This window comes from Microbacterium sp. (assembly GCF_047971895.1).
GTDB lineage: Bacteria > Actinomycetota > Actinomycetes > Actinomycetales > Microbacteriaceae > Microbacterium.
Window position 1 is genome coordinate 16,612 of the sequence record NZ_JBKEAF010000105.1, and the last position, 24,787, is coordinate 41,398.

At 70.5% G+C, this 24,787-nt stretch carries 25 protein-coding genes; 14 read left to right on the forward strand and 11 right to left on the reverse strand.

The features are described 5' to 3' along the window. Window positions 1-24: 24 nt before the first annotated feature. The 5 genes from nadA to ACK5IN_RS08460 are packed head-to-tail and all read left to right on the forward strand — an operon-like array spanning window position 25 to window position 6,038. Complete coding sequence (nadA, locus tag ACK5IN_RS08440; protein WP_416895745.1) at window positions 25-1,437, forward strand: quinolinate synthase NadA; 1,413 nt, start codon at window positions 25-27, stop codon at window positions 1,435-1,437. Beyond that, the gene (locus ACK5IN_RS08445) at window positions 1,434-3,059 is read left to right on the forward strand and encodes an L-aspartate oxidase (RefSeq protein WP_416895746.1); all 1,626 of its coding nucleotides are present in this window, start codon (window positions 1,434-1,436) and stop codon (window positions 3,057-3,059) included. Before nadA ends, ACK5IN_RS08445 begins: the two co-directional genes overlap by 4 nt. Then, window positions 3,059-3,919, forward strand: a complete 861-nt coding sequence (gene nadC, locus ACK5IN_RS08450) for a carboxylating nicotinate-nucleotide diphosphorylase (RefSeq protein ID WP_416895747.1) — start codon at window positions 3,059-3,061, stop codon at window positions 3,917-3,919. Before ACK5IN_RS08445 ends, nadC begins: the two co-directional genes overlap by 1 nt. A gap of 1 nt (window position 3,920) precedes the next feature. Further along, on the forward strand, window positions 3,921-5,054 hold the full coding sequence (locus ACK5IN_RS08455; protein WP_416895748.1) for a cysteine desulfurase family protein: 1,134 nt from the start codon (window positions 3,921-3,923) through the stop codon (window positions 5,052-5,054). 21 nt (window positions 5,055-5,075) lie between these two features. After that, entirely contained in the window at window positions 5,076-6,038 is a 963-nt protein-coding gene (locus tag ACK5IN_RS08460; protein WP_416895749.1) for a glycosyltransferase family 2 protein, read from the forward strand. A gap of 7 nt (window positions 6,039-6,045) precedes the next feature. Here the strand turns inward: ACK5IN_RS08460 and ACK5IN_RS08465 are convergent, their stop codons facing one another. Further along, window positions 6,046-8,004, reverse strand: coding sequence for an ABC transporter ATP-binding protein (locus ACK5IN_RS08465; protein ID WP_416895768.1), 1,959 nt, complete (start codon window positions 8,002-8,004; stop codon window positions 6,046-6,048). A gap of 122 nt (window positions 8,005-8,126) precedes the next feature. Between ACK5IN_RS08465 and ACK5IN_RS08470 the strand changes: the two genes are divergently transcribed. Beyond that, the gene (locus ACK5IN_RS08470) at window positions 8,127-9,614 is read left to right on the forward strand and encodes an MDR family MFS transporter (protein WP_416895750.1); all 1,488 of its coding nucleotides are present in this window, start codon (window positions 8,127-8,129) and stop codon (window positions 9,612-9,614) included. Window positions 9,615-9,623: 9 nt separating this feature from the next. Here the strand turns inward: ACK5IN_RS08470 and ACK5IN_RS08475 are convergent, their stop codons facing one another. The 4 genes from ACK5IN_RS08475 to ychF form a co-directional block, all read right to left on the reverse strand. Beyond that, entirely contained in the window at window positions 9,624-9,749 is a 126-nt protein-coding gene (locus ACK5IN_RS08475; RefSeq protein WP_416895751.1) for a hypothetical protein, read from the reverse strand. A gap of 295 nt (window positions 9,750-10,044) precedes the next feature. Then, on the reverse strand, window positions 10,045-10,635 hold the full coding sequence (locus tag ACK5IN_RS08480; protein WP_416895752.1) for an alpha/beta fold hydrolase: 591 nt from the start codon (window positions 10,633-10,635) through the stop codon (window positions 10,045-10,047). A 346-nt stretch (window positions 10,636-10,981) separates the two neighbouring features. Next, window positions 10,982-11,353, reverse strand: a complete 372-nt coding sequence (locus tag ACK5IN_RS08485; protein ID WP_416895753.1) for a hypothetical protein — start codon at window positions 11,351-11,353, stop codon at window positions 10,982-10,984. Window positions 11,354-11,808: 455 nt separating this feature from the next. Continuing rightward, on the reverse strand, window positions 11,809-12,882 hold the full coding sequence (ychF, locus tag ACK5IN_RS08490; RefSeq protein ID WP_416895754.1) for a redox-regulated ATPase YchF: 1,074 nt from the start codon (window positions 12,880-12,882) through the stop codon (window positions 11,809-11,811). Between the two features lie 244 nt (window positions 12,883-13,126). Between ychF and ACK5IN_RS08495 the strand changes: the two genes are divergently transcribed. Both ACK5IN_RS08495 and ACK5IN_RS08500 read left to right on the forward strand, forming a co-directional pair. Next, window positions 13,127-13,726, forward strand: a complete 600-nt coding sequence (locus tag ACK5IN_RS08495) for a 3'-5' exonuclease (RefSeq protein ID WP_416895755.1) — start codon at window positions 13,127-13,129, stop codon at window positions 13,724-13,726. A gap of 51 nt (window positions 13,727-13,777) precedes the next feature. Next, window positions 13,778-15,061 carry a DNA recombination protein RmuC gene (locus tag ACK5IN_RS08500; RefSeq protein ID WP_416895756.1) on the forward strand — a complete coding sequence of 428 codons (1,284 nt, stop codon included), beginning with the start codon at window positions 13,778-13,780 and terminating at the stop codon, window positions 15,059-15,061. Here ACK5IN_RS08500 and ACK5IN_RS08505 read toward each other — a convergent pair. Next, a complete protein-coding gene (locus ACK5IN_RS08505; protein ID WP_416895757.1) occupies window positions 15,027-15,239 on the reverse strand; it encodes a UDP-N-acetylmuramyl pentapeptide phosphotransferase in 213 nt (70 codons plus the stop codon). The two genes, ACK5IN_RS08500 and ACK5IN_RS08505, sit on opposite strands and share 35 nt — an antisense overlap. Before the next feature lie 107 nt (window positions 15,240-15,346). Further along, window positions 15,347-16,336, reverse strand: a complete 990-nt coding sequence (gene glpX, locus ACK5IN_RS08510; RefSeq protein ID WP_416895758.1) for a class II fructose-bisphosphatase — start codon at window positions 16,334-16,336, stop codon at window positions 15,347-15,349. A 157-nt stretch (window positions 16,337-16,493) separates the two neighbouring features. Between glpX and fbaA the strand changes: the two genes are divergently transcribed. Further along, window positions 16,494-17,525, forward strand: a complete 1,032-nt coding sequence (fbaA, locus tag ACK5IN_RS08515) for a class II fructose-bisphosphate aldolase (RefSeq protein ID WP_416895759.1) — start codon at window positions 16,494-16,496, stop codon at window positions 17,523-17,525. 12 nt (window positions 17,526-17,537) lie between these two features. Here the strand turns inward: fbaA and ACK5IN_RS08520 are convergent, their stop codons facing one another. From ACK5IN_RS08520 to ACK5IN_RS08530, 3 genes are read right to left on the reverse strand one after another with little or no spacing between them, the layout of a single operon-like run. Further along, window positions 17,538-18,089: an MOSC domain-containing protein gene (locus ACK5IN_RS08520; RefSeq protein ID WP_416895760.1), complete on the reverse strand. Its 552-nt coding sequence runs from the start codon at window positions 18,087-18,089 to the stop codon at window positions 17,538-17,540. Between the two features lie 9 nt (window positions 18,090-18,098). Continuing rightward, the gene (locus ACK5IN_RS08525) at window positions 18,099-18,692 is read right to left on the reverse strand and encodes a DUF6264 family protein (protein WP_416895761.1); all 594 of its coding nucleotides are present in this window, start codon (window positions 18,690-18,692) and stop codon (window positions 18,099-18,101) included. Continuing rightward, on the reverse strand, window positions 18,689-19,720 hold the full coding sequence (locus tag ACK5IN_RS08530; RefSeq protein WP_416895769.1) for a 4-hydroxy-3-methylbut-2-enyl diphosphate reductase: 1,032 nt from the start codon (window positions 19,718-19,720) through the stop codon (window positions 18,689-18,691). The genes ACK5IN_RS08525 and ACK5IN_RS08530 overlap by 4 nt, the downstream gene beginning before the upstream one ends. Before the next feature lie 80 nt (window positions 19,721-19,800). Between ACK5IN_RS08530 and xseA the strand changes: the two genes are divergently transcribed. The 5 genes from xseA (at window position 19,801) to ACK5IN_RS08555 (ending at window position 24,096) form a co-directional block, all read left to right on the forward strand. After that, window positions 19,801-21,111 carry an exodeoxyribonuclease VII large subunit gene (xseA, locus tag ACK5IN_RS08535; RefSeq protein ID WP_416895762.1) on the forward strand — a complete coding sequence of 437 codons (1,311 nt, stop codon included), beginning with the start codon at window positions 19,801-19,803 and terminating at the stop codon, window positions 21,109-21,111. Between the two features lie 5 nt (window positions 21,112-21,116). Continuing rightward, the gene (locus ACK5IN_RS08540; protein WP_416895763.1) at window positions 21,117-21,350 is read left to right on the forward strand and encodes an exodeoxyribonuclease VII small subunit; all 234 of its coding nucleotides are present in this window, start codon (window positions 21,117-21,119) and stop codon (window positions 21,348-21,350) included. Beyond that, window positions 21,350-21,991 (forward strand): DUF4245 family protein, encoded by a 642-nt coding sequence (locus ACK5IN_RS08545; protein WP_416895764.1) that lies wholly within the window; start codon window positions 21,350-21,352, stop codon window positions 21,989-21,991. Before ACK5IN_RS08540 ends, ACK5IN_RS08545 begins: the two co-directional genes overlap by 1 nt. Continuing rightward, on the forward strand, window positions 21,988-22,638 hold the full coding sequence (locus tag ACK5IN_RS08550; RefSeq protein WP_416895765.1) for a carbonic anhydrase: 651 nt from the start codon (window positions 21,988-21,990) through the stop codon (window positions 22,636-22,638). The genes ACK5IN_RS08545 and ACK5IN_RS08550 overlap by 4 nt, the downstream gene beginning before the upstream one ends. 63 nt (window positions 22,639-22,701) lie before the next feature. Beyond that, complete coding sequence (locus ACK5IN_RS08555) at window positions 22,702-24,096, forward strand: class II fumarate hydratase (RefSeq protein WP_416895766.1); 1,395 nt, start codon at window positions 22,702-22,704, stop codon at window positions 24,094-24,096. Between the two features lie 173 nt (window positions 24,097-24,269). Here the strand turns inward: ACK5IN_RS08555 and ACK5IN_RS08560 are convergent. Next, a partial coding sequence (locus tag ACK5IN_RS08560; RefSeq protein ID WP_416895767.1) for a PhoH family protein occupies window positions 24,270-24,787 on the reverse strand: 518 nt, incomplete at its 5' end.

Genomic DNA, 24,787 nt, shown 5'->3' on the forward strand with positions numbered 1-24,787 from the left:
AGGATCCGCACAAGGAAGGACGCCATGCCTGCCACCAACATCGCGCCGCAGCCGGTCGATCCCAGCATCGACCACGAGATCCAGGCGATCATCGCCGGGGTGCTCGACGCCGAGGTCTGCAACACCGATCTCGTCGCCGCACCGTGGAACTTCGACACGCGCCCCGGGTACGGCCCGGGTTCGTCGATGGGCGATGTGATCCCCGTCGGCGCGCCGCGACAGGGCGAGCTGCCGCAGGAGTATCGCGATGCCTCGGAGGACGAGCTCGCCGAGCGCATCCTCGCCGCGAAGCAGGCTCTCGGCGACCGCGTCGTCGTGCTCGGGCACTTCTACCAGCGGCAGGAGGTCGTCGTGCACGCCGACTACGTCGGCGACTCGTTCCAGCTCGCCAACGCCGCGAAGGCGCACCCCGAGGCCGAGGCGATCGTGTTCTGCGGCGTGCACTTCATGGCCGAGACCGCCGACCTGCTGTCGGGCCCGGATCAGGCCGTGATCCTGCCGAACCTCGCGGCCGGGTGCTCGATGGCCGACATGGCCTCGATCGACGAGGTCGAGGAGTGCTGGGAGCAGCTTGCCGACGTGTACGGCCCGCTGGACGAGCCCGATGCGGACGGACGCGTACCGGTGATCCCGGTGACGTACATGAACTCGTCGGCGGCGATCAAGGGGTTCGTCGGCCGCCACGGCGGGATCGTCTGCACCTCGTCGAACGCGCGCACCGTGCTGGAGTGGGCGTTCGAACGCGGGCGCCGCGTGCTCTTCTTCCCCGACCAGCACCTGGGCCGCAACACCGCGAAGGCGATGGGCGTGCCGCTGGAGCAGATGCCGATGTGGAACCCGCGGCGGCCGCGGGGTGGTGCTTCGGTCGAGGGTCTGCGCGATGCGCGGGTGATCCTGTGGCACGGCTTCTGCTCGGTGCACCGCCGATTCAGTGTGGCGCAGATCGACCAGGCCCGGGCGGAGCACCCCGGCGTGCGGGTGATCGTGCACCCCGAGTGCCCGATGGAGGTGGTGGATGCCGCGGACGAATCCGGCTCCACCGACTACATCCGCCGTGCGATCGAGAGTGCGACCGAGCCCACGACCTTCGCGGTCGGCACCGAGGTGAATCTCGTGCAGCGCCTCGCCGCCGACAACCCGCAGCACACGATCTTCTGCCTCGACCCCGTGGTATGCCCGTGCTCGACCATGTATCGCATCCACCCCGGCTACATGGCGTGGGTGCTCGAGGGTCTCGTGCGCGGTGAGGTGCTCAACCGCATCACGGTTTCGTCAGACGTGGCCGACCCCGCACGCCTCGCGCTGGAGCGGATGCTGGCGGCCAAGCCTCCGGCCGGCACGGTCGACGTCGTCGCCCGCACCCCGCTCTCCGAGCCCGTGAGCCCGCTCTCCGAGCCCATGAGCCCGCTCTCCGAGCCTGTCGAGGGGGACGCATGACGCACGTCGTCGTGGTGGGCTCGGGCATCGCGGGCCTGATGACGGCCCTGCACGCGGTGCAGCACGACTGTCGGGTCACGCTCGTGACGAAGGACGTCCTCGAGCACGCCAACACCCGCTTCGCCCAGGGCGGGATCGCCGGTGTGATGTTCGACGACGATGCCGTTGACGACCACGTGCGCGACACGCTCATCGCGGGGGCCGGGCTATGCGACGAGGCCGCCGTGCGCGTGCTCGTCGAAGAGGGACCCGCGCGCATCCGCGAGCTCGTCGACCTCGGCGTCGCCTTCGACCGCGGCGCCGACGGGGAGTACGTCAAGGGCCTGGAGGCGGCGCACTCATACCCGCGCATCCTGCACGCCGGCGGGGATGCGACGGGCACCGCGATCGAGAAGGCCCTCGTGGCACGCCTGCGTGCGAGCGAGGTGCGTGTCATCGAGCACGCCTTCCTCCTCGACCTCGTGCTCGAAGGCGGGCGCGTCGCGGGTGTCGACCTGCTCATCGGCGATGTGCCCGGCGGCACCCCGCTCCCCGAGCCGGTCCCGCTCCCCGAGCCGGTCCCGCTCCCCGAGCCTGTCGAGGGGAGGCGCGAGACCATCGCGGCCGATGCGGTGGTGCTCGCCACAGGCGGCGCCGGGCAGCTCTACGCGCACACCACGAACCCCCCGGTCGCCACGGGCGACGGCATCGCCGTAGCGCTGCGCGCCGGCGCCGCGGTCGCCGATCTCGAGTTCTTCCAGTTCCATCCGACGATCCTGGCCGCGGGCGACGCGTTCCTCGTGTCCGAGGCGGTACGCGGCGAAGGGGCGACGCTGATCGATGAGCAGGGCCGCCGGTTCCTGCCCGAGGTGCACCCCGACGGCGAGCTCGCCCCCCGCGACGTCGTCGCCCGGGCGATGGCGGAGCGCATGGCTGCGCAGGGCGGACGTCCGGTGCTGCTGGATGCCACGCGCCTGCGTGCCACGCCCGAGCAGACGGCATCGTTCCTGGCGGCGCGATTCCCGACGATCGACACCGCGGTGCGCGACCGCGGCCTGGACTGGGCGCGCAGCCCCCTCCCTGTCACGCCGGCGGCGCACTATCTCATGGGCGGCGTCGTCACGGATCTGCACGGGCGCACGAGCCTCCCGGGGCTCTACGCGGTCGGAGAGGTCGCGCGCACGGGGGTGCACGGCGCCAACCGCCTGGCATCCAACTCGCTGCTCGAGGGCGCCGTCTTCGCGGCCCGCACCGCCACCGCCCTCGCCTCCCCGCCGACCGCGTCGCGAGACGTCTCCTGCGCGCAGAAGTCGCCGCGGAGCGCAGTGGCGGACGCGCAGAGGCCACGTCTCATAGAGCACCGCGGCACGGAGGCACCGACGTTCACACGGAGGGCGCTGCAAGAGCTGATGTGGCGGCGTGTGGGTCTCGTGCGCGACGAGGACGGGCTGCGGGATGCCGCGGCCACCCTCGCCGGGTGGCGCGCCGAGCCCCGCACTCCACACACGGAGCGCGAGTTCGAGGACGAGAACCTGCTCATCGTGGCCGAGGCGCTGGTCGCCGCCGCGCGCGCCCGGCCGGAATCGGTCGGTGCACACTTCCGCAGCGACGCCCCGGCCCTCATCGAAACCGGAGCCGCCTGATGCTCACCGCCGCCACGATCGACCGGGCCGTCGCCGCCGCCCTCGCCGAGGACGCCCCCTGGGGCGACCTCACGAGCGAGGCGTTCCTCGTCGAGACGGCGACCGCGCACGCGCAGCTGATCGCACGCGAACCGGGCGTGTTCAGCGGGGGCGAGGTGTTCGCCGCCGCGTTCCGGCTGACCGAACCGGCGATCGAGGTCGCGCTGCGCGCCGAGGACGGCGCCTCCTTCGAGAAGGGCGACGTGCTCGCCGATGTCTCGGGCCCCGCCCGGGCGGTGCTCACCGCCGAACGCATCGGCCTGAACTTCGTGCAGCGCATGTCGGGGGTCGCCACGCTGACCGCGCGCTACGTCGCCGAGGTCGCGCACACGGGAGCGCGCATCGTCGACACCCGCAAGACCACGCCGGGCCTGCGGGCGTTCGAACGGCACGCGGTGGTCAACGGCGGCGGCCGCAATCACCGCTTCTCGCTGTCGGACGCGGTGATGGCCAAGGACAACCACCTCGCCGTGCTCACCGCCAAAGGCGTGTCGGTGACCGAGGCAATCCGGGCCGCGCGCCAGTTGCTGCCCCATACGACGCGCATCGAGGTTGAAGTCGACCGGCTCGATCAGATCGAGCCGGTGCTCGCGGGCGGTGTCGACGTGATCATGCTCGACAACTTCTCGCTCGACGACCTGCGCACCGGTGTCGCCCGCATCGCCGGGCGGGCTGTCGTCGAAGCGTCGGGCGGCGTCTCGCTCGACACGGTGCGCGCCATCGCCGAGACCGGCGTCGACGTGATCTCGGTGGGCGCCCTCACGCACTCCGCGCACGCGGTCGACCTGGGCCTCGACATCCGGATCGCCGCCGGAGACTGACGTGCGCTACCTCGACCACGCCGCGACGACGCCGGTGCGCCGCGAGGTGCTCGACGCGATGCTGCCGCACCTCACGCGCTGGTTCGGCAACCCGTCGAGCCATCACACCGTCGGAGAGGCGGCGGCGAGCGCGCTCGCCGAGGCGCGAGCGCGCGTCGCACACGTGCTCGGGATGCGGCCGGGCGACATCGTGTTCACGTCGGGCGGCACCGAGGCGAACAATCTCGCGGTCAAGGGCATCGCCGTCGCCGCTCAGCAGCACCGAGGTGCCCGTCATCTCGTCACGAGCCCGATCGAGCACGAGTCCGTGCTCGAGTCGGTCGGCTACCTCCGCCGTGTGCACGGCTTCGACGTGACCTTCGTGCCGGTCGACGGTGAGGGCCGCCTCGACCCCGATGCCGTGGCGGCGGCGGTGCGCGACGACACGGCGCTGGTGAGTGTCGGGTACGCGAACAACGAGATCGGCACGGTGCAGGATGCCACGGCGATCGCCGCAGGGGTGCAGGGACGCGGCATCCCGCTGCATCTCGACGCCGTGCAGGCCGCCGGCTGGCTGCCGCTCGCCGGCACCGGCGCCGACGCGATCTCGCTCGCCGGGCACAAGCTCGGGGCACCGAAGGGCACCGGCGTGCTGGCGGTGCGCGGTCGCATTCCGCTCGAGCCGCTGCTGCACGGCGGCGGGCAGGAGCGCGGGCGCCGCAGCGGCACCGAGGACGTCGCGGGGGCCGTGGCGTTCGCCACCGCCCTCGACCTGGCCGAGGCCGAGCGCGCCGCGTCCGCCGAGCGTGTCGGCGCGTTCGTGCGCGCGTTCGTGGCACGGGTGCTCGCGACCGTGCCGACGGCGCGGCTCACCGGTGACCCCGTGCACCGGCTGCCGGGCACGGCGAGCTTCACATTCGCCGGCACGAGCGGTGAGGCCGTGCTGCTGCAGCTGGAGCGCCTCGGCATCGTGTCGTCGAGCGGTTCGGCGTGCGCAGCAGGCAGCGATGAGCCGTCGCACGTGCTCGTCGCGTGCGGCATCGCGCCGGAGGTCGCCCAGACCACCGTGCGCTTCACGTTTCCGCACGATCTCGCGCAATCGCTCGACGACGTGGCGACGGCCGTGGCCGCATCCGTAGCCGCTGTCGCCTCCTGACGTGCGACGTAGGATCTGCATGTGGCCGCTCCCGTCATCACCGTGATCGTCCCGGGCTTCGACGTCGCCGCGTACGTCGCCGACGCCCTCGGCTCGCTGCGCGCCCAGACGCGGCAGGACTGGGTCGCGATCCTGGTCGATGACGGGTCGGCAGATGCCACGGGTGCCCTGTTCGACGAGGCTGCCGCCGCCGACGCGCGCTTCCGTGTCGTGCACCACCGCGAGCGCCGCGGACTGGCGGCGGCGCGCAACACGGGGATCGGTCTCGTCGAGACGCCGCTGGTCGGCTTCCTCGATACCGACGACAGGCTCACCCCGACGGCGCTCGAGCGCCTGGTGGGCACGATCGAGCGCAGCGGCAGCGACATCGCCGTGGGCGCGTACGTGCGGCTGCGGCCCGGTGCCGACGGCGCCTACCGCGCGGGTGCGGTGCAGCCGTGGGTCGCCGCGGCCACCGACCCGGAGCGCACGGCCATCGCCCTGGCCGACCATCCCGCGCTGTCGGGCAACATCGTCGCGTGGTCGAAGGTGAGCCGCATCGACCTGTGGCGACGGCTGGATCTGCGCTTCCCCGAGGGGCGCCTGTACGAAGACCAGGTCGTCGCGCAGCGGATGTACACGCGGGCACGGGCGATCGATGTCATCCCCGACATCGTGGTCGAGTGGCGCGAACGCGCCGACGGCACGTCGATCACGCAGCATCAGGACGCCCTGCCGGTGCTGCGTGAGTACCTCGACGCGCTGCGCGGCGGCATCGAGGTGCTCGACCGTGCCGGACACCCTGCGGCGGTGCAGTCGCGCATCGCGCTCGTCCTCACGATGGACCTGCCGCCGCTCGTGCGCATCGGGCAGAGCCATCCGGATGCCGCCTACCGGCGGGCCGTCGGGGTCTTCGCGCGGGAGCTGTGGGGCCGTGCCGACGTCGCCCGCGAGGAGCTCGACGAGGTATCGACGACGCTGTTGTCGGCCGCGCGGCTGTGGTGACGCCGCCTCACCGGCCTGGTGGCACGACCTCGTCGGGGGCACGGTCGGCGCGACGCGCGGGGTGGTCGGCGGCGGCATCCCTCTCCTCGGTCTCGAGGATGCGCGACGCGGCGAGCTGTTCGGCCGCCAGTTCGGCGTAGAGTCCCCTGGCCGCCAGCAGCTCGGTGTGCGTTCCCGACTCGACGATGCGCCCGGCATCGACGACATGGATGACGTCTGCCCCGATCACGGTCGAGAGCCGGTGCGCGATCGACAGTGTCGTACGACCGCGGGCCGCGGCATCCAGCGCCTCCTGCACGACGCGCTCCGACACGGTGTCCAGTGCCGACGTCGCCTCGTCGAGCAGCAGCACGGGCGGGTCCTTCAGCAGCACCCGGGCGATGGCGATGCGCTGCTTCTCCCCGCCCGAGAGGCGATAACCGCGCTCGCCCACGATCGTGTCGTAGCCGTGCTCGAACCCTTCGACGATGTGGTGGATGTTGGCCGCGCGGCAGGCCTCCTCGAGCTCGGCGTCGGTCGCCTCGGGCTTGGCGTAGCGCAGGTTCTCGCGGATCGTCGCGTGAAAGAGGTAGGTCTCCTGCGAGACGATGCCGATCTGATCGATGACCGACTCCTGCGTGAGGCGGCGCACGTCGGCACCCGCGAAGAGCACCTCCCCCTCGGTCGCCTCGTACAGTCGCGGGGTGAGGTAGAGCACGGTCGTCTTGCCGGCACCGCTCGGCCCCACGAACGCCACGTGCTGCCCGGGCTCGGCGGTGAACGAGACGCCGTGCAGCGTCGCGCGCGCGTCGGGTGAGGCATCCGGGTAGCGGAACACCACGTCACGGAACTCGATACGCCCCAGTGGCCCGGGCGCCTGGGTCGCCGGCACGGCGTCGGGGGCGTCGGCGATCGCCGGCACCAGGTCGAGGTACTCGAAGATGCGCGCGAACACGGCGCTCGAGGTCTGCAGATCGAGGGCCACCCGCATCAGCCCCATGAGCGGCATCAGCAGTCGCGCCTGCACCGTCGTGAACGCGACGATCGTGCCGGCCGTGATCGTGTCGACCCCGCCGGTGACGAAGAACCCAGCGACCAGGTAGATCACCGCGGGCACGCTGGCCATCATGACCTGCACGACGGCGAAGAAGCCCTGCCCGCTCATGGCCCGCTTGACCTGCAGGTGCACCTGGTTGGCGTTCTCGTCCTGGTAGCGGGCGGACTCGCTGCGCTGCCGGTTGAACGACTTCGACAGCAGGATGCCCGACACGCTCAGCGTCTCCTGGGTGATGGCTGTGAGCTCCGACAGCGACTCCTGCGTCTGACCGGCGATGCGTGCCCGCACCTGACCCACGCGGCGCTGCACGACGACCAGCACCGGCATCATCACGACGGCGATGATCGTCAGCCGCCAGTCGATGAGGATCATCGCCACCAGCGAGGCGATCACCGTGACAACGTTGCCGAGGATGCTCGTGACGGTGTTCGTCAGCACTCCCGCCACCGCCCCGACGTCGTTCTGCAGACGGGATTGGATGACACCGGTCTTCGTGCGGGTGAAGAAGCCCAGTTCCATCGCCTGCAGGTGCTCGAAGAGCCGTACCCGAAGGTCGCCGGTGACGCGGTTGCCGACCGTCGAGGTGAGCCAGGTCTGCCCGACGCCGAGTGCGGCCGACAGCAGGAACAGCACGATCATCAGCGCGACGAGGCGGATCAGCAGCGGGATGTCGGGCCTCGCCGCGTCGACGGGGAACAGCGCGTCGTCGAACACCCGCTGGACGATGAGGGGCGGGATGACGGCGACCGCCGCGCCGACGACGACCAGCAGGCCGGTCAGCGCCAGACGCGTGCGGTAGGGCAGAAACAGGGCGACCACGCGGCGCCCGAGGTGCGCGACGCGAGGGGCCTGGGCGTTCAGTCTGCGCTGCGCGCGGGCGTCGACGCCGCGGAACTCCGCCCCGCCGCCCCCGCCTCGCCCTGCGCCCATGCTCACGTCCGTCAGCGTAGCCCCGGCGAGGAATCGGCGGGACGGGAATCGGATGTCGGTGCGCACCGTTAGGCTCGTATGGCGATTCCCGAGGGAGCGCCGTACCCTCAAGGAGCACACGCGTGAGCACCGACACCGCAAGCGATCCGCTGCCCGTGCGCGCAGACGGCCTGAGCCGCCGCGAGGCGAGCGTCATCTGGCTGCTGCTGGGTGCCGCCTTCGTGGCGATCCTCAACGAGACGACGATGGCGGTGGCCATCCCCCACCTCATCGCCGACCTCGGCATCACCGCGCTCATGGCGCAGTGGCTGACCACGGCGTTCATGCTGACCATGGCGGTGGTGATCCCGATCACCGGGTTCCTGCTGCAGATGTTCCCCACGCGGGGCGTGTTCCTCACCGCGATATCGCTGTTCTCGACCGGCACGCTGCTGGCGCTGGTGGCTCCCGGCTTCGAGATTCTCGTTGTGGCGCGGGTGGTTCAGGCATCCGGCACCGCCATCATGATGCCGCTGCTGATGACCACCCTCATGACCGTGGTGCCCCCGGCGAGCCGTGGACGCATGATGGGGCGCGTGTCGATCGTGATGTCGCTCGCACCGGCCATCGGCCCCACCCTGTCGGGCATCATCCTCGACACGCTGAACTGGCGCTGGATCTTCGGCATCGTCCTACCGATCGCCCTCGCCATGCTGGTGGTCGGCGCGCGCTGGATGACCAGCATCGGCGAGACGCGCAAGGCGCCCATCGACGTGCTGTCGGTGATCCTCTCGGCGCTCGGCTTCGGCGGTGTGGTGTTCGGCCTGAGCCAGATCGGCGGTGCCGCGGAGTCCGGCGCGACGGCCGGCGGCAGCACCGCGCTGACGCTCGCGGTCTCGTTCGCCGTCGGCGGCGCGGCTCTCATCCTGTTCGTGTGGCGTCAGCTGCGGCTGCAGCGGATCGATGACGCACTGCTCGATCTGCGCGTGTTCCGCGCCGCGAACTTCACGCTGTCGATCGTGCAGGTGCTGCTCATGTCTGTGGCGTTCTTCGGCACGATCACGATCCTTCCGCTGTTCCTGCAGGACGTGCTGGGGCTCTCTCCCACCGAGAGCGGGCTGATGGTGCTGCCCGGTGCGGTGGCGATGGGTCTGCTCGGCCCGGTGATCGGGCGCATCTACGACCGTGTCGGCACGCGCGTGCTGCTGGTGCCCGGAGCGGTCGTGACGAGCGCGATCCTCTGGTTCTATACGACCATCGGTGAGAGCACGTCGCCGTGGCTGCTGCTCGTGGTGCAGACGGTGCTGTCGATCGGTCTGGCGATGTCGTTCACGCCGTTGTTCACGGCCTCGCTGGGGTCGCTGCCACGACGGCTGTACTCGCACGGCAGCGCTGTGCTGGGCACCATTCAGCAGGTCGCGGGCGCCGCGGGCATCGCCTTGATGTTCACGATCATGTCGGCGACCATGGCCGGTGCCGTCACGGGCGGGATGCCGCAACTCGCCGCCGAGGCGACGGGCTTCCGCGGCGCGTTCCTCATCGCCGCGATCATCTCGGTGCCGATGATCGTCGTCGCGCTCTTCGTGCGCAAGCCAGCCGACGACGTGGGCGAAGAGCCCGTCGCGAACTGAGCCGCGGTGTTACTCGGCGGTGCCGCAGCAGCCGCCGCCGCCACAGCACGTCGCACCCTCGTCGACGACGGCGATGAGGTCCTTCTCATCGGTGAGCGGCTGAAGCGTGGGCGTGGGCAGGTTCGAAGTGGCCATGCCCCCATGCTAGCCGCATTCGTCGGCGAGAGGGTCGTGGCGGACGCCATCAGGCGTAGGACGCGCGCAGCGAGGAGCCGGGCATCCACCCCCGTCGCCATGCGCGGAGCGCCCACCCAGAGTAGGTGAACGCCCGGCAGGCTTCCGGCCGCGTGACACCCGCGTCGATGCCGGCAGCGGCTCGGTGGGCACCGTCGAGCCCTTCGAGAAGCACGGGTTCGAGAAGGTGCTGCTCACCACCGCGCACGCCGGTCGCCGAGAACTGTGGCTCGTGCGACGCGAGCCGGGGTGACGGTCAGTCCCAGCCGAGATAGGCCTCGATGATCACAGCCGTCTCGCCCGGGTGGGTCGCCGGAAAGAGGTGCCCGGCACCGGCGATGGTGGCGACGCTCACGCGTTCGGGCGCAGCATCCCGCACCCTCTCGCCGTTGGTGACCGGCGTCTCGACGTCGTCGGCACCCTGGATCAGCAGCACGGGCAGCGCATCGGGCAGCGGAATCTGCTCCTCCTCCACCCCGAGCACCAGCAGCCCGCCGATGCGGTCCTGGTGCTCTGCGGCCACCAGCCGCGCCACGGTGCCGCCGAACCCATGGCCGCCCACCCAGGCACGGCCGAGCCCGACGTGATCCAGCACGTCGACGACATCCTGCGCCAGGTCGCGCCGCTTCACGGCATCCGCACCGCCGCGCAGCCCGACCCGCAGGACGCGGAAGCCCTCCTCCTCCACGAGGAAGTGCGCGACCGTGCCCAGGGCATCGCCGTCGAGCCCGCGATCGACGACCAGCGCGAGCGTCGGCCCGTCGCCGCCCTCGGCGATGTAGCGGACCGCGCGGCCCTCGGGCTCGAAGATGCTGAGCTCGGTCACGTCCTGCTCCTCCTGGGTCATCGCTGAAGCGTGGTCACGAGAGTCACGATCGGATAGACCGCCAGCACGATCGCCACGAAGATGTCAGTGTACGTGGTGATCGACTCGTTCCGGTTCTTGCCCTTCTTCGCGACGTGACGCAGACCCGCGAACCCGAGAAAGAACGCGCCCGCGAGCGCCGCCGCGAGAATCCGCCTGCACGTGATGGAGTCTCAACTCCGCCTCCAATTTATCTTGACATCAAGATAAATCTACCGGCGACGGAGAAGTGCGGATGCGCCCGGGCCAACCGCTGAATCGGAAGGTGATCACACATTGAAGCGGAACTCCACCGAGTTGCGTCACGGATAGGCATCACGCCGTCGGATCAGCGAATCTCTTCGACCACGCTCGTACCCGTCTCCGGTCGGGATTCCCAAGCCCACGATTCCTCGAAACGGACACGACCATCCGAAAGCACCTGGATCACGCTGTCGCAGACACCGCTCGCGGTGGCACCGTCTGTCGCGAGGTGCACGTACCGGAAGGAGAGTCGGTCGCCATCACGCGTGCCCACGAGATACCCGCGCACGATCTCCCCACCGTCGTATTCCGCCCAGACGACACTGCCATCCTCGTGATAGCGGAACCGCGTGGCCGAACTGACTTGACCAATGGCCGCGTTGCTGACACCGGCGAAGACCCGGCCCTCCAACGAAACCGAGGCCGGTCTGGGAACGGAATCGAGTGAAGCACTCATCTCGGCAGGATAGCCGCCACGCACTCCCCGCAACCAATCGGTCGACTCAGCCTCAGTGTCAGCGGTGCGGTGGCCAGCCGTTCAAAGGTCGAGACCAGACACGCGCAATCGACTCAACAGTCCCCCGACGAGTACGGCACGACCTCGCCGGTCAATCGATATCCCAACGCCGTCCAGAAGGGGCTGGCGATCTCGGCATTCGTGTCAACCGCCGAGAGCCGGAGCGTGCGAATCGACGGATGCGCTCGGAGCAGCTCCAGAACGGCCTTGTGCATCGGGCAACCGAGCCCTTGGCCTTCGCGTGTTCCGTCTGTCACGAGCAAGCCGATAGATCTTTCGAGACGCATCCACACCGGGCGGTAACACCGTCAGCACCTCCTGCCCGGCATCCGGGGTCGTGGCTGCGCCGCTGACACGCTGCGAATACCCTGCGTTCGATCAACGACCGGATGGGGTCAGACGTTGAATCTGAACTCCACCACGTCGCCGTCCTGCATGATGTAGTCCTTGCCCTCGAGGCGCGCCTTGCCGCGCGCCCGTGCCTCGACCACCGAGCCGGCGTCGACGAGGTCGTCGAACGAGATCACTTCGGCCTTGATGAAGCCCTTCTCGAAATCGGTGTGGATGACACCGGCGGCGGCAGGCGCCTTCCAGCCCTTGCCGATCGTCCACGCGCGTGCCTCCTTGGGCCCCGCGGTGAGGTAGGTCTGCAGGCCGAGCGTGTCGAACCCGATGCGGGCGAGCTGGTCGAGCCCCGATTCGTCCTGACCCGTGGACGCCAGCAGCTCGGCCGCGTCCTCGGGGTCGAGGTCGATCAGCTCCGACTCGATCTTCGCGTCCAGGAAGAGGGCCTGTGCGGGCGCCACGAGGGCCGCCAGCTCGGCCTTGCGCGTGGCATCCATCAGCACTTCTTCGTCCACGTTGAACACGAAGATGAAGGGCTTGGCCGTCAGTAGGCCGAGTTCGCGAATCGGCGAGAGATCGAGGCCGGCTGCCGACAGCAGCACACCCTTCTGCAGTGCCTCTTCGGCGGCGCGCGCGGTCTCGAGCACCGAGGCATCCAGCTTCTTGCCCTTGACCTCCTTCTCGTAGCGGACGATCGCCTTCTCGAGCGTCTGCAGGTCGGCCAGCTGCAGCTCGGCGTTGATCGTCTCCATGTCGCTCGCCGGGTTCACCGTGCCGTCGACGTGCACGACGTCGCTGTCGCTGAATCCGCGCACGACCTGCGCGATCGCGTCGGCCTCGCGGATGTTCGCCAGGAACTGATTGCCCAGTCCCTCGCCCTCCGACGCACCGCGCACGATGCCGGCGATGTCGACGAACGACACCGCCGCGGGCAGGATGCGCTCGGAGCCGAAGATCTCGGCGAGCTGCTGCAGTCGCGGATCGGGCAGGTTCACCACCCCGATGTTGGGCTCGATGGTCGCGAACGGGTAGTTCGCCGCGAGCACCTGGTTCTTGGTCAGGGCGTTGAAGAGGGTCGACTTGCCGACGTTCGGGAGGCCGACGATTCCGATGGTGAGAGCCACGGGCATCCAGTCTACGGGCGCCGGGCGACGGGCGGGGTGCCGTCGGCGAGCATGGCCTCGGCCGACGAGCCGTGCGCAGCTGATCCGCGTGATGCGGCGGCGGCCTCTCGGCCAGCGGTGTCTCGACCGCTGGAATCGAAGGAGTGGTGTGCATCGAGACGGCCCAGCATCGGTCGTGGCGCGGCTTCTCGGGTGTGCGGCGCGCCTCGAGCATCGCCGGTGCCGTGCGAGCGACCCTGGAACCGTGCCTCTGGACTTCACCGCCATCGACTTCGAGACGGCGAATGCCAGCACGGCTTCGGCGTGCGCGGTGGGGCTGGCTCGCGTGCGCGGCGGCCGTGTGGTCGCCACCGCCGGGTGGCTGATCCAGCCGCCCCCCGGACACGACGAGTTCCGCGCGCTGAACACGCGCATCCACGGCATCCGTGCCGGCGACGTACGCGATGCGAAGCGCTGGACCGATCAGCTCGACGACCTCGCGGGGTTCGCGGGAGCAGACGTGCTGGTCGCGCACAACGCCGGGTTCGATGCGAACGTGCTCAAGCGCGCATGCGATGCGACCGGCGACGACTGTCCGCCGTATCGCTACGTGTGCAGCCTGCAGGTGTCGCGCAAGGTGTACGACCTGGACTCGTACCGGCTGCCACTGGTGGCCGCCGAGGCGGGCTTCACCGGCTTCGCGCACCATGACGCGACCGCCGACGCGCTGGCCTGCGCGCAGATCATGATCGATGCTGCGCGGCGCGTCGGCGCGCCCGACATGCACGCCCTGGCGCAGACCGTCGGCGTCAAGGTGTCGCAGATCGCCGTGCCCGCTCCGGCGGACGTGGCGCGCGTCGCCTGACCGCAGGATGTCGGAGGCCCCCGCCACACTGAAACCGAAGAGGGAGGCGCCATGGATGTACTGCCGATCGCGATCGGTGCGCTGGTGTGTGTGGGGGCGGGGCTGCTCGCGGGATGGTTCGCGCACGGCGCGAGAGCCGCGCGCGGGGAGTCCGCGCTGCGCGAGCGGGCAGCGGGCGCGGATGCCACGGCCACGGCACTGCGCGAGACGGTCGCCGCCCAGGCGGCGCACGTCGAAGAGCTGCTCGCGCGCATCGACCATCTGCGCGACCTCGAGGCCACGCGGGCTCAGGAGGACGGGCGGGTGCTCGCGGCGCTGAGCCCCGTCGCCGAGCAGATGCGGTCGGTGCAGACCCAGGTCACCGCGCTCGAGCAGCAGCGGCAGCGGCAGCACGGCGAGCTCAGCGCCCAGCTGCGGCAGGCCGGTGAGGCCGATGAGCGGCTGCGCAGCACGACCGAGGCCCTTGCGGCTGCGCTGCGCTCGAACAGCACCCGCGGAGTGTGGGGCGAGACGCAGCTGCGCAGCGTCGTGGAGGCGGCCGGCCTGCTGCAGCGGGTGGACTTCGATCTGCAGGCGAGCATCGTCACCGACGCCGGCGCCGCACGCCCCGACATGGTCGTGCGCCTTCCCGGCGGCAAGAGCATCGCCGTCGACGCGAAGGTGCCGTTCGCCGCCTACCTGGAGGCCAGCGCGATCCCGGCCACGGCCACCGGCGCCGAGGCGGCCCGCCGCGAGCGGCTGCTCGCCCAGCACGTGAAGGCGCTGCGCGACCACGTGACGGTGCTCGGCGCGAAGGCGTACTGGTCGGGGCTCGAGGTCAGCCCTGAGCTGGTGATCGCCTTCATCCCCAGCGAGGGTCTCGTCTCGGCGGCGCTCGAGGCCGACCCGTCTCTGCTGGAGTATGCCTTCTCGAAGCGCGTCGCCCTGGCTTCGCCGGTGACCCTGTGGTCGGTGCTGAAGACGGTCGCGTTCAGCTGGCAGCAGCAGGCGCTCACCGAAGACGCCAAGCGCCTGTTCGATGTGAGCCGTGAGCTGTACTCACGGCTGTCGACGACGGCCGGGCACCTCGACAAGCTGGGCCGGTCGCTCAAGGGCGCCGTGTCGGACTACAACCGGTACGTCGGGTCCATGGAACGGCAGGTGCTTCCGTCGGCGCGCCGCCTCGTCGCCATCGATGAGGCGACCGTGCTCGATGGCTTCACCGAGCTCGAGGACGTGCCCCGTCCGCTGGCGGCTGCCGAACTCGTCGATGGGATCGAGGAGGTGCGGCGGCGGATCGGCGCAGCCCCCGAGACCGAGGTCAGTGACCGCCCGGAACGAAGCTCAACAGCGTGATGACGCCCGCCGACACGACGAGGAACGCCCCGACCATCCACCACGAGCTCAGCTCATGCCCCTGCTCGCGCCGCACCCGGAACAGCACGTCGGCGCGACGCGCTGGGTCGGTGGCATCGGCGATGACCGCCTGCGCGCCCGTGCGGGGCGAAGAAGACGTGACACCGTTCGGGGTCATGGCGAGTTCCCTCCGGATCGTCGAGAGTCAGCACCCGTCACAGCCGACGAGCACTCGAATTCTGCCAGAAGCCCCTGAGAATCACACCTGACGCGCCCGAAGGGCGCTCAGAGCCACTTCGAGACGAGGTGCTCCGACGACACGCGCCGCAGCGTGCCCGATGCGCTGCGCAGCACGACGCTCTCCGTGTACACGTACCCGCCGTCGCGGCGCACTCCGGCCACCAGGGCGCCGTCGGTGACCCCGGTCGCGACGAAGAGCGTGTTGTTGCCGTGCACCAGCTCGTCCGCCTCGTACACGTAACCGTCGAGCTGCAGGCCCGCGTCGATGCCGCGCTGTCGCTCGTCGTCGTCGCGCGGCCACAGCCGGCCCTGGATGTGCCCGCCGAGCGCCTTGATCGCGCACGCGGTCACCACACCCTCCGGGCTGCCGCCCACCCCGACGCACATATCGGTGCGGTCGTCATGCCGCGCCGCGTTGATGCCCCCGGCGACGTCGCCGTCGGTCATCAGCCGGGTGCCCGCCCCCGCGGCACGGATCTCGGCGATGAGGTCGTCGTGGCGCGGCCGGTGCAGCACCGCCACCACCACCTCCTCGACGGGCTTGCCCAGCACCTTGGCGAGGCGCCGGATGTTCTCCCCGATCGGTAGCCGGATGTCGACCACCCCCACGCCGGCGGGCCCGGTGACGAGCTTGTCCATGTAGAAGACCGTGGACGCGTCGAGCATCGTGCCGCGGTCGGACACAGCGATCACCGAGATCGCGTTGTTGCGGCCCGCAGCCGTGAGCGAGGTGCCGTCGATCGGGTCGACGGCGATGTCGCACTCGGGCCCGCGCCCGTTCCCGACGAGCTCGCCGTTGAACAGCATCGGGGCGTTGTCCTTCTCGCCCTCGCCGATCACGATGCGACCGTCGAAGTTCACCGTGCGCAGAAACGCCCGCATCGCGTCGACGGCCGCCCCGTCGGCCTTCTCCTTCTCTCCCCGCCCGATGAAGGGCACCGAGCGGATCGCCGCCGCTTCGGTGGCCCGTACCAGCTCGAGTGCGAGATTGCGGTCAGGGCGAAGCGAATTCATGTCCGCAGTCAGGCTCACCATACGTCGAGCCTAGCCAGCGGCATCCCTTCCCCGGCGTTCTCCACGCCGGATCTCGCCGAAGGAATCGAGGTTCTTTACGGTGCGACAGATCACGCGGGCCGCGCAGGGGCTTCGCTAGAGTGACAACGAGAACGTCGCGCCACGAACAGGAGCACTCATGCCCGTCGCCACTCCCGACCAGTACGCCGACATGCTCGCCCGGGCCAAGGCCGACAGCTTCGCGTACCCGGCCATCAACGTGTCGAGTTCGCAGACCATCAACGCGGTGCTGCAGGGCCTCACCGAGGCGGGCTCCGATGGCATCCTGCAGGTCACCACCGGAGGCGCCGACTACTTCGCGGGCCACACCGTCAAGGGCCGGGCGACCGGCGCCCTCGCGTTCGCCCGCTACGCCACCGAGGTCGCCAAGAACTACCCGATCACCGTCGCGCTGCACACGGACCACTGCCCGAAGCCGGCGCTCGAGGACTTCGTGCTGCCGCTCATCGCCGCTTCGGAGGAAGAAGTGCGAGCAGGCCGCGACCCGATCTTCCAGTCGCATATGTGGGACGGATCGGCCGTGCCGCTCGACGAGAACATCGAGATTGCCCGCGAGCTTCTGCCGCGCATGAAGAACATCAACGCGATCCTCGAGGTCGAGATCGGCGTCGTCGGCGGCGAGGAGGACGGCGTGCGCCACGAGGGCTCCAACGACGCGCTGTACACGACCGTCGCCGATGTGACGAAGGCCGTCGACGCGCTCGGCCTGGGCGACAAAGGCCAGTGGATCGCCGCGCTCACCTTCGGCAACGTGCACGGCGTGTACAAGCCCGGCAACGTGAAGCTGCGCCCCGAACTGCTCGGGGAGATCCAAGAGGGCATCGCTGCACGGTTCGGCACCGAGCCCAGGCCGCTCGACCTGGTGTTCCACGGCGGCAGCGGTTCGTCGGCCGACGAGATCGCTACGGCGGTCGGCAACGGCGTCATCAAGATGAACATCGACACCGACACCCAGTACGCGTTCACCCGCTCGGTCGCCGGTTACATGCTGTCGAACTACGAGGGCGTGCTGAAGATCGACGGCGAGGTCGGCAACAAGAAGCTCTACGACCCGCGCGCGTGGGGCAAGGTCGCCGAGTCGGCGATGGCCGCCCGCGTCGTCGAGGCGACGCAGCAGCTCGGATCGCACGGCAGGTCGCTCGGCGCGTAGGGCGCCGGCGGCTCAGGCCGGGCCGCGGTAGATGTCGAGAACCGTCGGCGCGTCCGCCGGCCGGTGCACGACCTCGATCGCGTCGCCTGCGGCGATGCGTCCGGTGGCCGTGACCCGCAGATAGGCGCCGAGGCGCCGGGCGCGAGAGAAGCGCCTGACCCAGCCGCGCTCGTCGTCGCCGCCCACCCAGCGCGCGAACGTCTGGCAAGGGGTGCGCGGCATCGTCACCTCGACCTCGACGGCGCCGCCGATGCGCCAGCGCTCGCCGACCCGCGCATCGTTCACGTCGAGGCCGGCCACACGCAGGTTCTCACCGAACCAGCCGGCCGGCAGCTCCCGGCCGAGCTCGCCTTCCCAGAACCGCGCGTCGTCCTGACCGTACGCGTACAGCGCCTTGTCCAGGCCGCCGTGACGCTTGCGGTCGGCCTGCACGTCGGCATAGACGCCGTATGCCCCGACGCGCACGGGCCCGGAGACCGGCTGCTTGTCGATCGCGGTGACCCCCACGGCACCCGCATCGGGTCGCAGCTGGTGGACGACGCAGACGGCGAGCAGGTGTGGCATTCCGTCAGCCTAGAGGCCCGGCGTGCCCGAGGTGGCGTAGCCGATGAAGGCGGGGTCGCCGAGCAGCGGGATCGCCAGGCACACGTAGACGACGAGGTAGGTCGCCACGGCACCGACCAGCGGCAGCCACCAGGTGATGCGGCCCGCGCGCAGTCGACGCACCGACAGCAACGCCGTCACGACGAAGCCGGCCACGAGCACGATGGCGGCGATCGGGCCCCACAGTCGCGCGGCCGCGAAGTTCGTGAACTCTTCGGTCACGCCGAGGATCCGCAGTGCCTCGTTCGCCACGTCGGCCAGGTTCAGGAACGACATCGCCGAGAAGATCACGTTGAAAGCTCCGTAGGCCAGCAGCACGATGGTGACGATGCGGTCGACGGGGTGCGGCGCGCGCGCCCGCCCGGAGATCGGCTCGCCGTCGCCGGGCGCGACCGGTGGCGGCGGAACCGGCGGGACGCCGGCGGCCGGTGACAGCCCGAGGTCGAGGGCGGTGGATGCATCGGGGTCCTTGATGCGGGCCTGCTGCTCCTCCCGCGTCGCGTACTCGCCGAACTGCGGCCGCGGTCGCGGATCGGGCATCGCCTCGCGTGCGTCGTCGCTCATGAGCGCACCCGCCCGCCGCGGCGGCCCGTGGTGTCTTGCCGCAGCTCCTTGGGGAGCGAGAAGACGAGGTCCTCCTCCGCGGTGCGCACCTCTTCGACCTCGCCGTACCCGGCCGCGGCGAGGTCGGTGAGCACCTGACGCACCAGCACCTCGGGAACGGACGCGCCGCTGGTCACCCCGACCGTGGCGACGCCGTCGAGCCATTCCTGCCGCACCTCGTCGGCGTAGTCGACGCGATACGCGGCCTTGGCACCGTGCTCGAGGGCGACCTCGACCAGCCGCACGCTGTTCGACGAGTTCGCCGAGCCCACGACGATCACGAGGTCTGCCTCGCGGGCGACCTTCTTGATCGCCACCTGGCGGTTCTGCGTGGCGTAGCAGATGTCGTCCGACGGGGGATCCTGCAGCTCGGGGAACCGCGCCCGCAGCCGACGCACGGTCTCCATGGTCTCGTCGACCGACAGCGTGGTCTGCGACAGCCACACGACCCGCGACGGGTCGTTCACATGAACGCTGTCGGCCTCGTCCGGCGAGTTCACGATCGTCACCCGGTCGGGTGCGTGCCCGGCCGTGCCCTCGACCTCTTCGTGCCCGTCGTGGCCGATGAGGAGGATCTCGTAGTCGTCGCGGGCGAAGCGCACGGCTTCCCGGTGCACCTTGGTCACGAGCGGGCAGGTCGCGTCGATGGCGTGCAGCCCGCGATCGGATGCCTCCGAGACGACCATCGGCGAGACCCCGTGCGCGCTGAACACGACGTGCGCGCCCTCGGGCACCTCGTCGACCTCGTCGACGAAGATCGCACCGCGCGCCTCCAGCTCGGTGACGACGTGGATGTTGTGCACGATCTGCTTGCGCACGTATACGGGCGCACCGTACCGCTCCAGGGCCCGCTCGACGGCGACCACCGCGCGGTCGACACCCGCGCAGTATCCGCGCGGGGCGGCCAGCAGCACACGCTTGTGTCCGACCACCGGGTTATCCTGGAGCGGGCTGCGGCGCACGCCGTCCTTCGGGGGGATGCGGGGCACGGGAAGGCCGATCACAGGGGTGCTCACGCCCCGATTCTACCGGGGCGCACCCGCACGGGCCCTGGGAGCGAAGGAGGCGCATGACCGAGTTCCGCGCACAGCCGCGCCCGGGCGAGACCCCCGATCCCGAGGCCGTGCACCCCCGTGACTCGAGCGCCGAGGCACCGACGTCGGTGGCGCGGCTCAACCGCACCATCCGGGGCTTCGTCGAGAACTGGGGCTCGGTGTGGGTCGAGGGCGAGATCACGTCGTGGAACGTGCGCGGCGGCAACGTCTTCGGCCGCCTCAAGGATCTCGGCTCCGACGCGCTGATCGCGATCCGCGTGTGGTCGAAGACGCTGCAGCGAATGCCCGACGACCACAAGGTCGGCGACCGCGTCGTGGCGTGTGTGAAGGCCGACTATTTCGTGCGGCAGGGCGATTTCTCGTTCACCGTCTCGGCGATGCGCCCCCTGGGCCTGGGCGATCAGCTCGAGAGGCTCGAGCGCCTGCGCGCGCAGCTGCGAAGCGAGGGCCTGTTCGACGCCGCACGCAAGAAGCCCGTCCCGTTCCTCCCCCAGTGCATCGGCCTGATCACCGGCGAGCGCTCCGATGCCGAGAAGGACGTGCACCGCAACGCCGAGCTGCGCTGGCCCCGGGTGCGCTTCCGCACCGTGTATGCGGCGGTGCAGGGCGAGCGGTGCGTACCCGAAACGATCGCGGCGCTGCAGACGCTGGATGCCGACCCCGACGTCGACGTGATCGTCATCGCCCGCGGCGGCGGCGACCCGCAGCACCTGCTGGGGTTCAGCGACGAGCTGCTGCTGCGCGCGGTGGCCGCCGCATCCACTCCCGTCGTCAGCGCCATCGGGCACGAGAACGACCGTCCGCTGCTCGACGACGTGGCCGACGTGCGCGCGTCGACGCCCACCGATGCGGCCAAGCGCCTGGTTCCCGACGTCGCCGAGCAGCGCGCGCTGGTGCAGCAACTGCGCACGCGTGCCGCCGGCAGGCTCACCCAGCGGGTCGCGTACGACATCGCGCAACTGGAGCAGCTGCGCACCCGCCCGGTGCTGCGCAACCCCGAGTCCATGCTGCAGGGGTACGAGCACGAGCTGTTCGTGCTCGTCTCACGCGGGCGCGACCTCGTGCAACGGACGATGGATACCGGTGCCCGCCGCACCGACGAGCTGCGCGCCGCCCTGCGGGCCCTGTCCCCCGGGGCCACGTTGGCCCGCGGCTACGCCATCGCGCATCTGGACGACGGGGCGATCGTGCGCGACGCCGCCCAGGCCCCTGCGGGCACGCCGATGGTGGTGACCGTGGGGCGCGGATCGATCGCCGCGCTGGCACGGGGCGAAGTGGCCGAACCGCCCGGCCCGCTGGACACGGCACAGAGCGAACTAGGCTAGGGCGTATGACCGCGCCGACCCCCGCCCCCGATGTCGCGTCGCTGAGCTTCGAGCAGGCGCGCGACGAGCTCGTGCGTGTCGTCGCCGAGCTCGAGCAGGGTGCGCCGACGCTCGAGCAGTCGTTGACCCTGTGGGAGCGGGGCGAGGCGCTGGCGGCGCGGTGCGAGGAGTGGCTGGTGGGCGCCAAGCGCCGTCTGGATGCCGCGCGTGCCGACGCCGACGGAAGGGCCGAGGCGTGATGGCGTCGTCGCCCCGGGTGGTCGCCGAGCTCGGACGCCCCGAGACCCCGGCCGAGACCGCCGACCGCAAGGCCGAGGCGTCTCGCGCCTACCGATCGAGCCAGAACACGCGCAACCTCATCGCGGCCCTGCTGGCGACACTCGCCGTCGTCGCCGTGATCGTGCTGGGCGTTCCGCGCGGCGAGGCCCCCGAGCGACCGCCGATCGACGTGGTCGCCGTCGCCGCCGATGTCGAGGCGACGCACGGCGTCGACGTGGTCGTTCCCACGGTTCCCGCGGACTGGCGCGTCAATGTCGCCGAGATCGACCCCGGCGACATCTCGACGTGGACGGTCGTGTACGCCCTGCCCGCCGACGCGGACTTCCTCCGCGTCGCACAGGGCTTCGGCGCCGACGAGGCCTGGGCGTCCCGCGTGCTGCGCGGCGAGGCCCCGGTCGACACGGTCACGATCGACGGCATCGTGTGGGATCGCTACGAGATCGCCGACCCGGCCTCGACGGGCAATGTGACGGCCGCCCTCGGCACCGCATACGGCGACGATCACGTGCTCGTCTACGGCGCCACGCGCATCGATGACCTCGAGACGGTCGCCGCATCGCTCGCGACTCAGCTGCGCACACCCGCGGGGTCGACCGGATGAGCCCGCACCGGCTGCCCACCCCGCAGCGGGCGTGGGACGAGATGGTCCGCGGAAACGCCCGGTTCGTGTCCGGCGGCCCGCGGCATCCCCGCCAGGATGTCGAGCGCCGCCACGAGCTCACGCATACGCAGCATCCGCACGCCACGATCTTCGGCTGCTCGGACTCGCGCCTGGCCGCCGAGATCATCTTCGACAAGGGCCTGGGCGACCTGTTCGTCGTGCGCAACGCCGGCCAGGTGGTCGGCGAGTCGATCGTCGCGAGCCTGGAGTACGCGGTCTGCATCCTCGAGGTTCCGCTCATCGTCGTGCTCGCCCACGACAGTTGCGGGGCCGTGCAGGCGGCCATCGACGGCACGGCCATCGACGCCGCACCCCTCCCCCCGCACATCTGGAAGCTGATCGCCCCGATCGTGCCGGCGGCACGCAAGGTGCTCGCCGAGGGCGGGGGCTCGCGCCCGGCCGACATCGACGCAGAGCTGGTCGGCAGCGAGCACCTGCGCAACACGGTCGCCGACGTCCTGCAGTCCTCCGAGCTGATCAGCGAGGCCGTGGCTGCGGGCCGTCTGGGCGTCGTCGGCGCCAACTACCGGCTCGCCGAGGGCACCGTGGTGCCGATCGTGGCCGAGGGCATCGACCTCACCGGCTGAGCCGATCCGCAGCCGTCCCCATCCGCAACCGTCACAGTCAACCCGAGTAACGAAGGAGCCGCCGTGGCCGACACCGAGTACCGCATCGAGCACGACACCATGGGTGAAGTGCGTGTGCCCAAGGACGCCCTCTACGCCGCGCAGACGCAGCGCGCCGTGGAGAACTTCCCGATCTCCGGCGACGTCCTCGAGCCCGCGCAGATCGTCGCCCTGGCGCGCATCAAGAAGGCCGCCGCGCTCGCGAACAAGCAGCTCGGCACCCTCGACGGCGCGATCGCCGACGCCATCGCCGGCGCCGCCGACCGCATCATCGCCGGCGAGTTCGCCGACCAGTTCCCCATCGATGTGTATCAGACCGGCAGCGGCACCTCGTCGAACATGAATATGAACGAGGTGCTCGCGACGCTCGCGACGCAGTCGCTCGGTGCGCCCGTGCACCCGAACGACCACGTGAACGCATCGCAGTCGTCGAACGACGTGTTCCCCACGTCGGTGCACATCGCCGTCACGCAGGAGCTCATCGACGAGCTGATCCCCGCGCTCGACCACCTCGCGGTGGCGCTCGAGGCGAAGGCCGAGGAGTGGAAGTCGGTCGTGAAGTCGGGCCGCACACACCTCATGGATGCGACGCCGGTCACCCTCGGGCAGGAGTTTGGCGGGTACGCCCGCCAGGTTCGCCTCGGCATCGAGCGGGTCCGGTCGGTGCTGCCGCGCGTGGCGGAGGTGCCCCTGGGCGGCACCGCCGTCGGCACCGGCATCAACACCCCGCTCGGGTTCCCGCAGCGTGTCATCGAGCTGATCGTCGCCGACACCGAGCTGCCCATCACCGAAGCGCAGGACCACTTCGAAGCCCAGGCCAACCGCGACGCGCTCGTCGAGGCGTCCGGCGCGCTGCGCACCATCGCGGTGTCGCTCACGAAGATCAACAACGATCTGCGGTGGATGGGCTCGGGCCCGAACACGGGCCTCGGCGAACTGCACATCCCCGATCTGCAGCCGGGGTCCTCGATCATGCCCGGAAAGGTCAACCCGGTCGTTCCCGAGGCCGTGCTCATGGTGTGCGCGCGCGTGATCGGCAACGACGCCACCGTGGCCTGGGGCGGCGCCTCGGGCAGCTTCGAGCTGAACGTCGCGATCCCCGTGATGGGCACGGCGGTGCTCGAGTCGATCACCCTGCTGTCCAACGCCGCGCGCATCCTCGCCGACAAGACGATCGACGGCCTGCAGGCGAACCTCGAGCGGGTGACCGCGCTGGCGGGCATGTCGCCATCGATCGTCACGCCGCTGAACAAGGTCATCGGCTACGAGGCGGCGGCCAAGGTCGCCAAGCACGCGGTGGCCAACGGCGTGACCGTGCGCGAGGCCGTGCTGACCCTGGGATACGTCGACCGGGGCGAGATCACGCTGGAGCAGCTGGATGAGAAACTCGACCTGCTTTCGATGACGCACCCGGGGTGACCCGCCCGCCTGTCGCATCATCGAAGCATGAAGCAGAGATCGAGGCCGATCTCTGCGCGGGTTCGAATACTCGGGGCACTGTCTAGCCGTCACGCTCGCCGGGCTGCCCACCATCGACGGATTCGAGGTGCTCACGAGCATGCGCGGCATCGGCTACCGCTGGGAGTAGGGTCTCAGGCCAGCTCCCCCGATTCGAGCAGGTCGGTCACCAGCGCGGCGATCGCCGAACGCTCCGAGCGCACCAGCGTCACGTGGGCGAACAGGTCGTGGCCCTTGAGCGTCTCGATCACCGATGCCACGCCGTCGTGTCGGCCCACGCGCAGGTTGTCGCGCTGCCCCACGTCGTGAGTGAGCACGACGCGCGAGTTCTGGCCGATGCGGCTGAGCACGGTCAGCAGCACGTTGCGCTCCAGCGACTGCGCCTCGTCGACGATCACGAACGCGTCGTGCAGCGAGCGCCCGCGAATGTGCGTCAGCGGCAGCACCTCGAGGATGCCGCGGGCCATCACCTCTTCGATGACGTTGCCCGACACGACCGAGCCCAGGGTGTCGTACACGGCCTGACCCCAGGGGCTCATCTTCTCCTGCTGGTCGCCGGGCAGGTAGCCGAGCTCCTGGCCCCCTACGGCGAACAGGGGACGGAAGACGATGATGCGCTTCTGCTGCTGGCGTTCGAGCACCGACTCGAGCC

Excerpts from the sequence above, each read along its gene's own strand:
- glpX (WP_416895758.1), bottom strand. The coding sequence starts at position 16,336 with ATGGTGAGCCTGACTGCGGACATGAATTCGCTTCGCCCTGACCGCAAT.
- xseA (WP_416895762.1), top strand. The coding sequence starts at position 19,801 with ATGACCGAGTTCCGCGCACAGCCGCGCCCGGGCGAGACCCCCGATCCC.
- ACK5IN_RS08485 (WP_416895753.1), bottom strand. The coding sequence starts at position 11,353 with ATGAGTGCTTCACTCGATTCCGTTCCCAGACCGGCCTCGGTTTCGTTG.
- ACK5IN_RS08475 (WP_416895751.1), bottom strand. The coding sequence starts at position 9,749 with ATGGCCACTTCGAACCTGCCCACGCCCACGCTTCAGCCGCTCACCGAT.
- nadA (WP_416895745.1), top strand. The coding sequence starts at position 25 with ATGCCTGCCACCAACATCGCGCCGCAGCCGGTCGATCCCAGCATCGAC.
- ACK5IN_RS08525 (WP_416895761.1), bottom strand. The coding sequence starts at position 18,692 with ATGAGCGACGACGCACGCGAGGCGATGCCCGATCCGCGACCGCGGCCG.
- ACK5IN_RS08445 (WP_416895746.1), top strand. The coding sequence starts at position 1,434 with ATGACGCACGTCGTCGTGGTGGGCTCGGGCATCGCGGGCCTGATGACG.
- nadC (WP_416895747.1), top strand. The coding sequence starts at position 3,059 with ATGCTCACCGCCGCCACGATCGACCGGGCCGTCGCCGCCGCCCTCGCC.
- fbaA (WP_416895759.1), top strand. The coding sequence starts at position 16,494 with ATGCCCGTCGCCACTCCCGACCAGTACGCCGACATGCTCGCCCGGGCC.
- ACK5IN_RS08520 (WP_416895760.1), bottom strand. The coding sequence starts at position 18,089 with ATGCCACACCTGCTCGCCGTCTGCGTCGTCCACCAGCTGCGACCCGAT.
- ACK5IN_RS08465 (WP_416895768.1), bottom strand. The coding sequence starts at position 8,004 with ATGGGCGCAGGGCGAGGCGGGGGCGGCGGGGCGGAGTTCCGCGGCGTC.
- ACK5IN_RS08545 (WP_416895764.1), top strand. The coding sequence starts at position 21,350 with ATGGCGTCGTCGCCCCGGGTGGTCGCCGAGCTCGGACGCCCCGAGACC.
- ACK5IN_RS08480 (WP_416895752.1), bottom strand. The coding sequence starts at position 10,635 with ATGACCCAGGAGGAGCAGGACGTGACCGAGCTCAGCATCTTCGAGCCC.
- ACK5IN_RS08540 (WP_416895763.1), top strand. The coding sequence starts at position 21,117 with ATGACCGCGCCGACCCCCGCCCCCGATGTCGCGTCGCTGAGCTTCGAG.
- ACK5IN_RS08505 (WP_416895757.1), bottom strand. The coding sequence starts at position 15,239 with ATGACCCCGAACGGTGTCACGTCTTCTTCGCCCCGCACGGGCGCGCAG.
- ACK5IN_RS08550 (WP_416895765.1), top strand. The coding sequence starts at position 21,988 with ATGAGCCCGCACCGGCTGCCCACCCCGCAGCGGGCGTGGGACGAGATG.
- ACK5IN_RS08500 (WP_416895756.1), top strand. The coding sequence starts at position 13,778 with ATGGATGTACTGCCGATCGCGATCGGTGCGCTGGTGTGTGTGGGGGCG.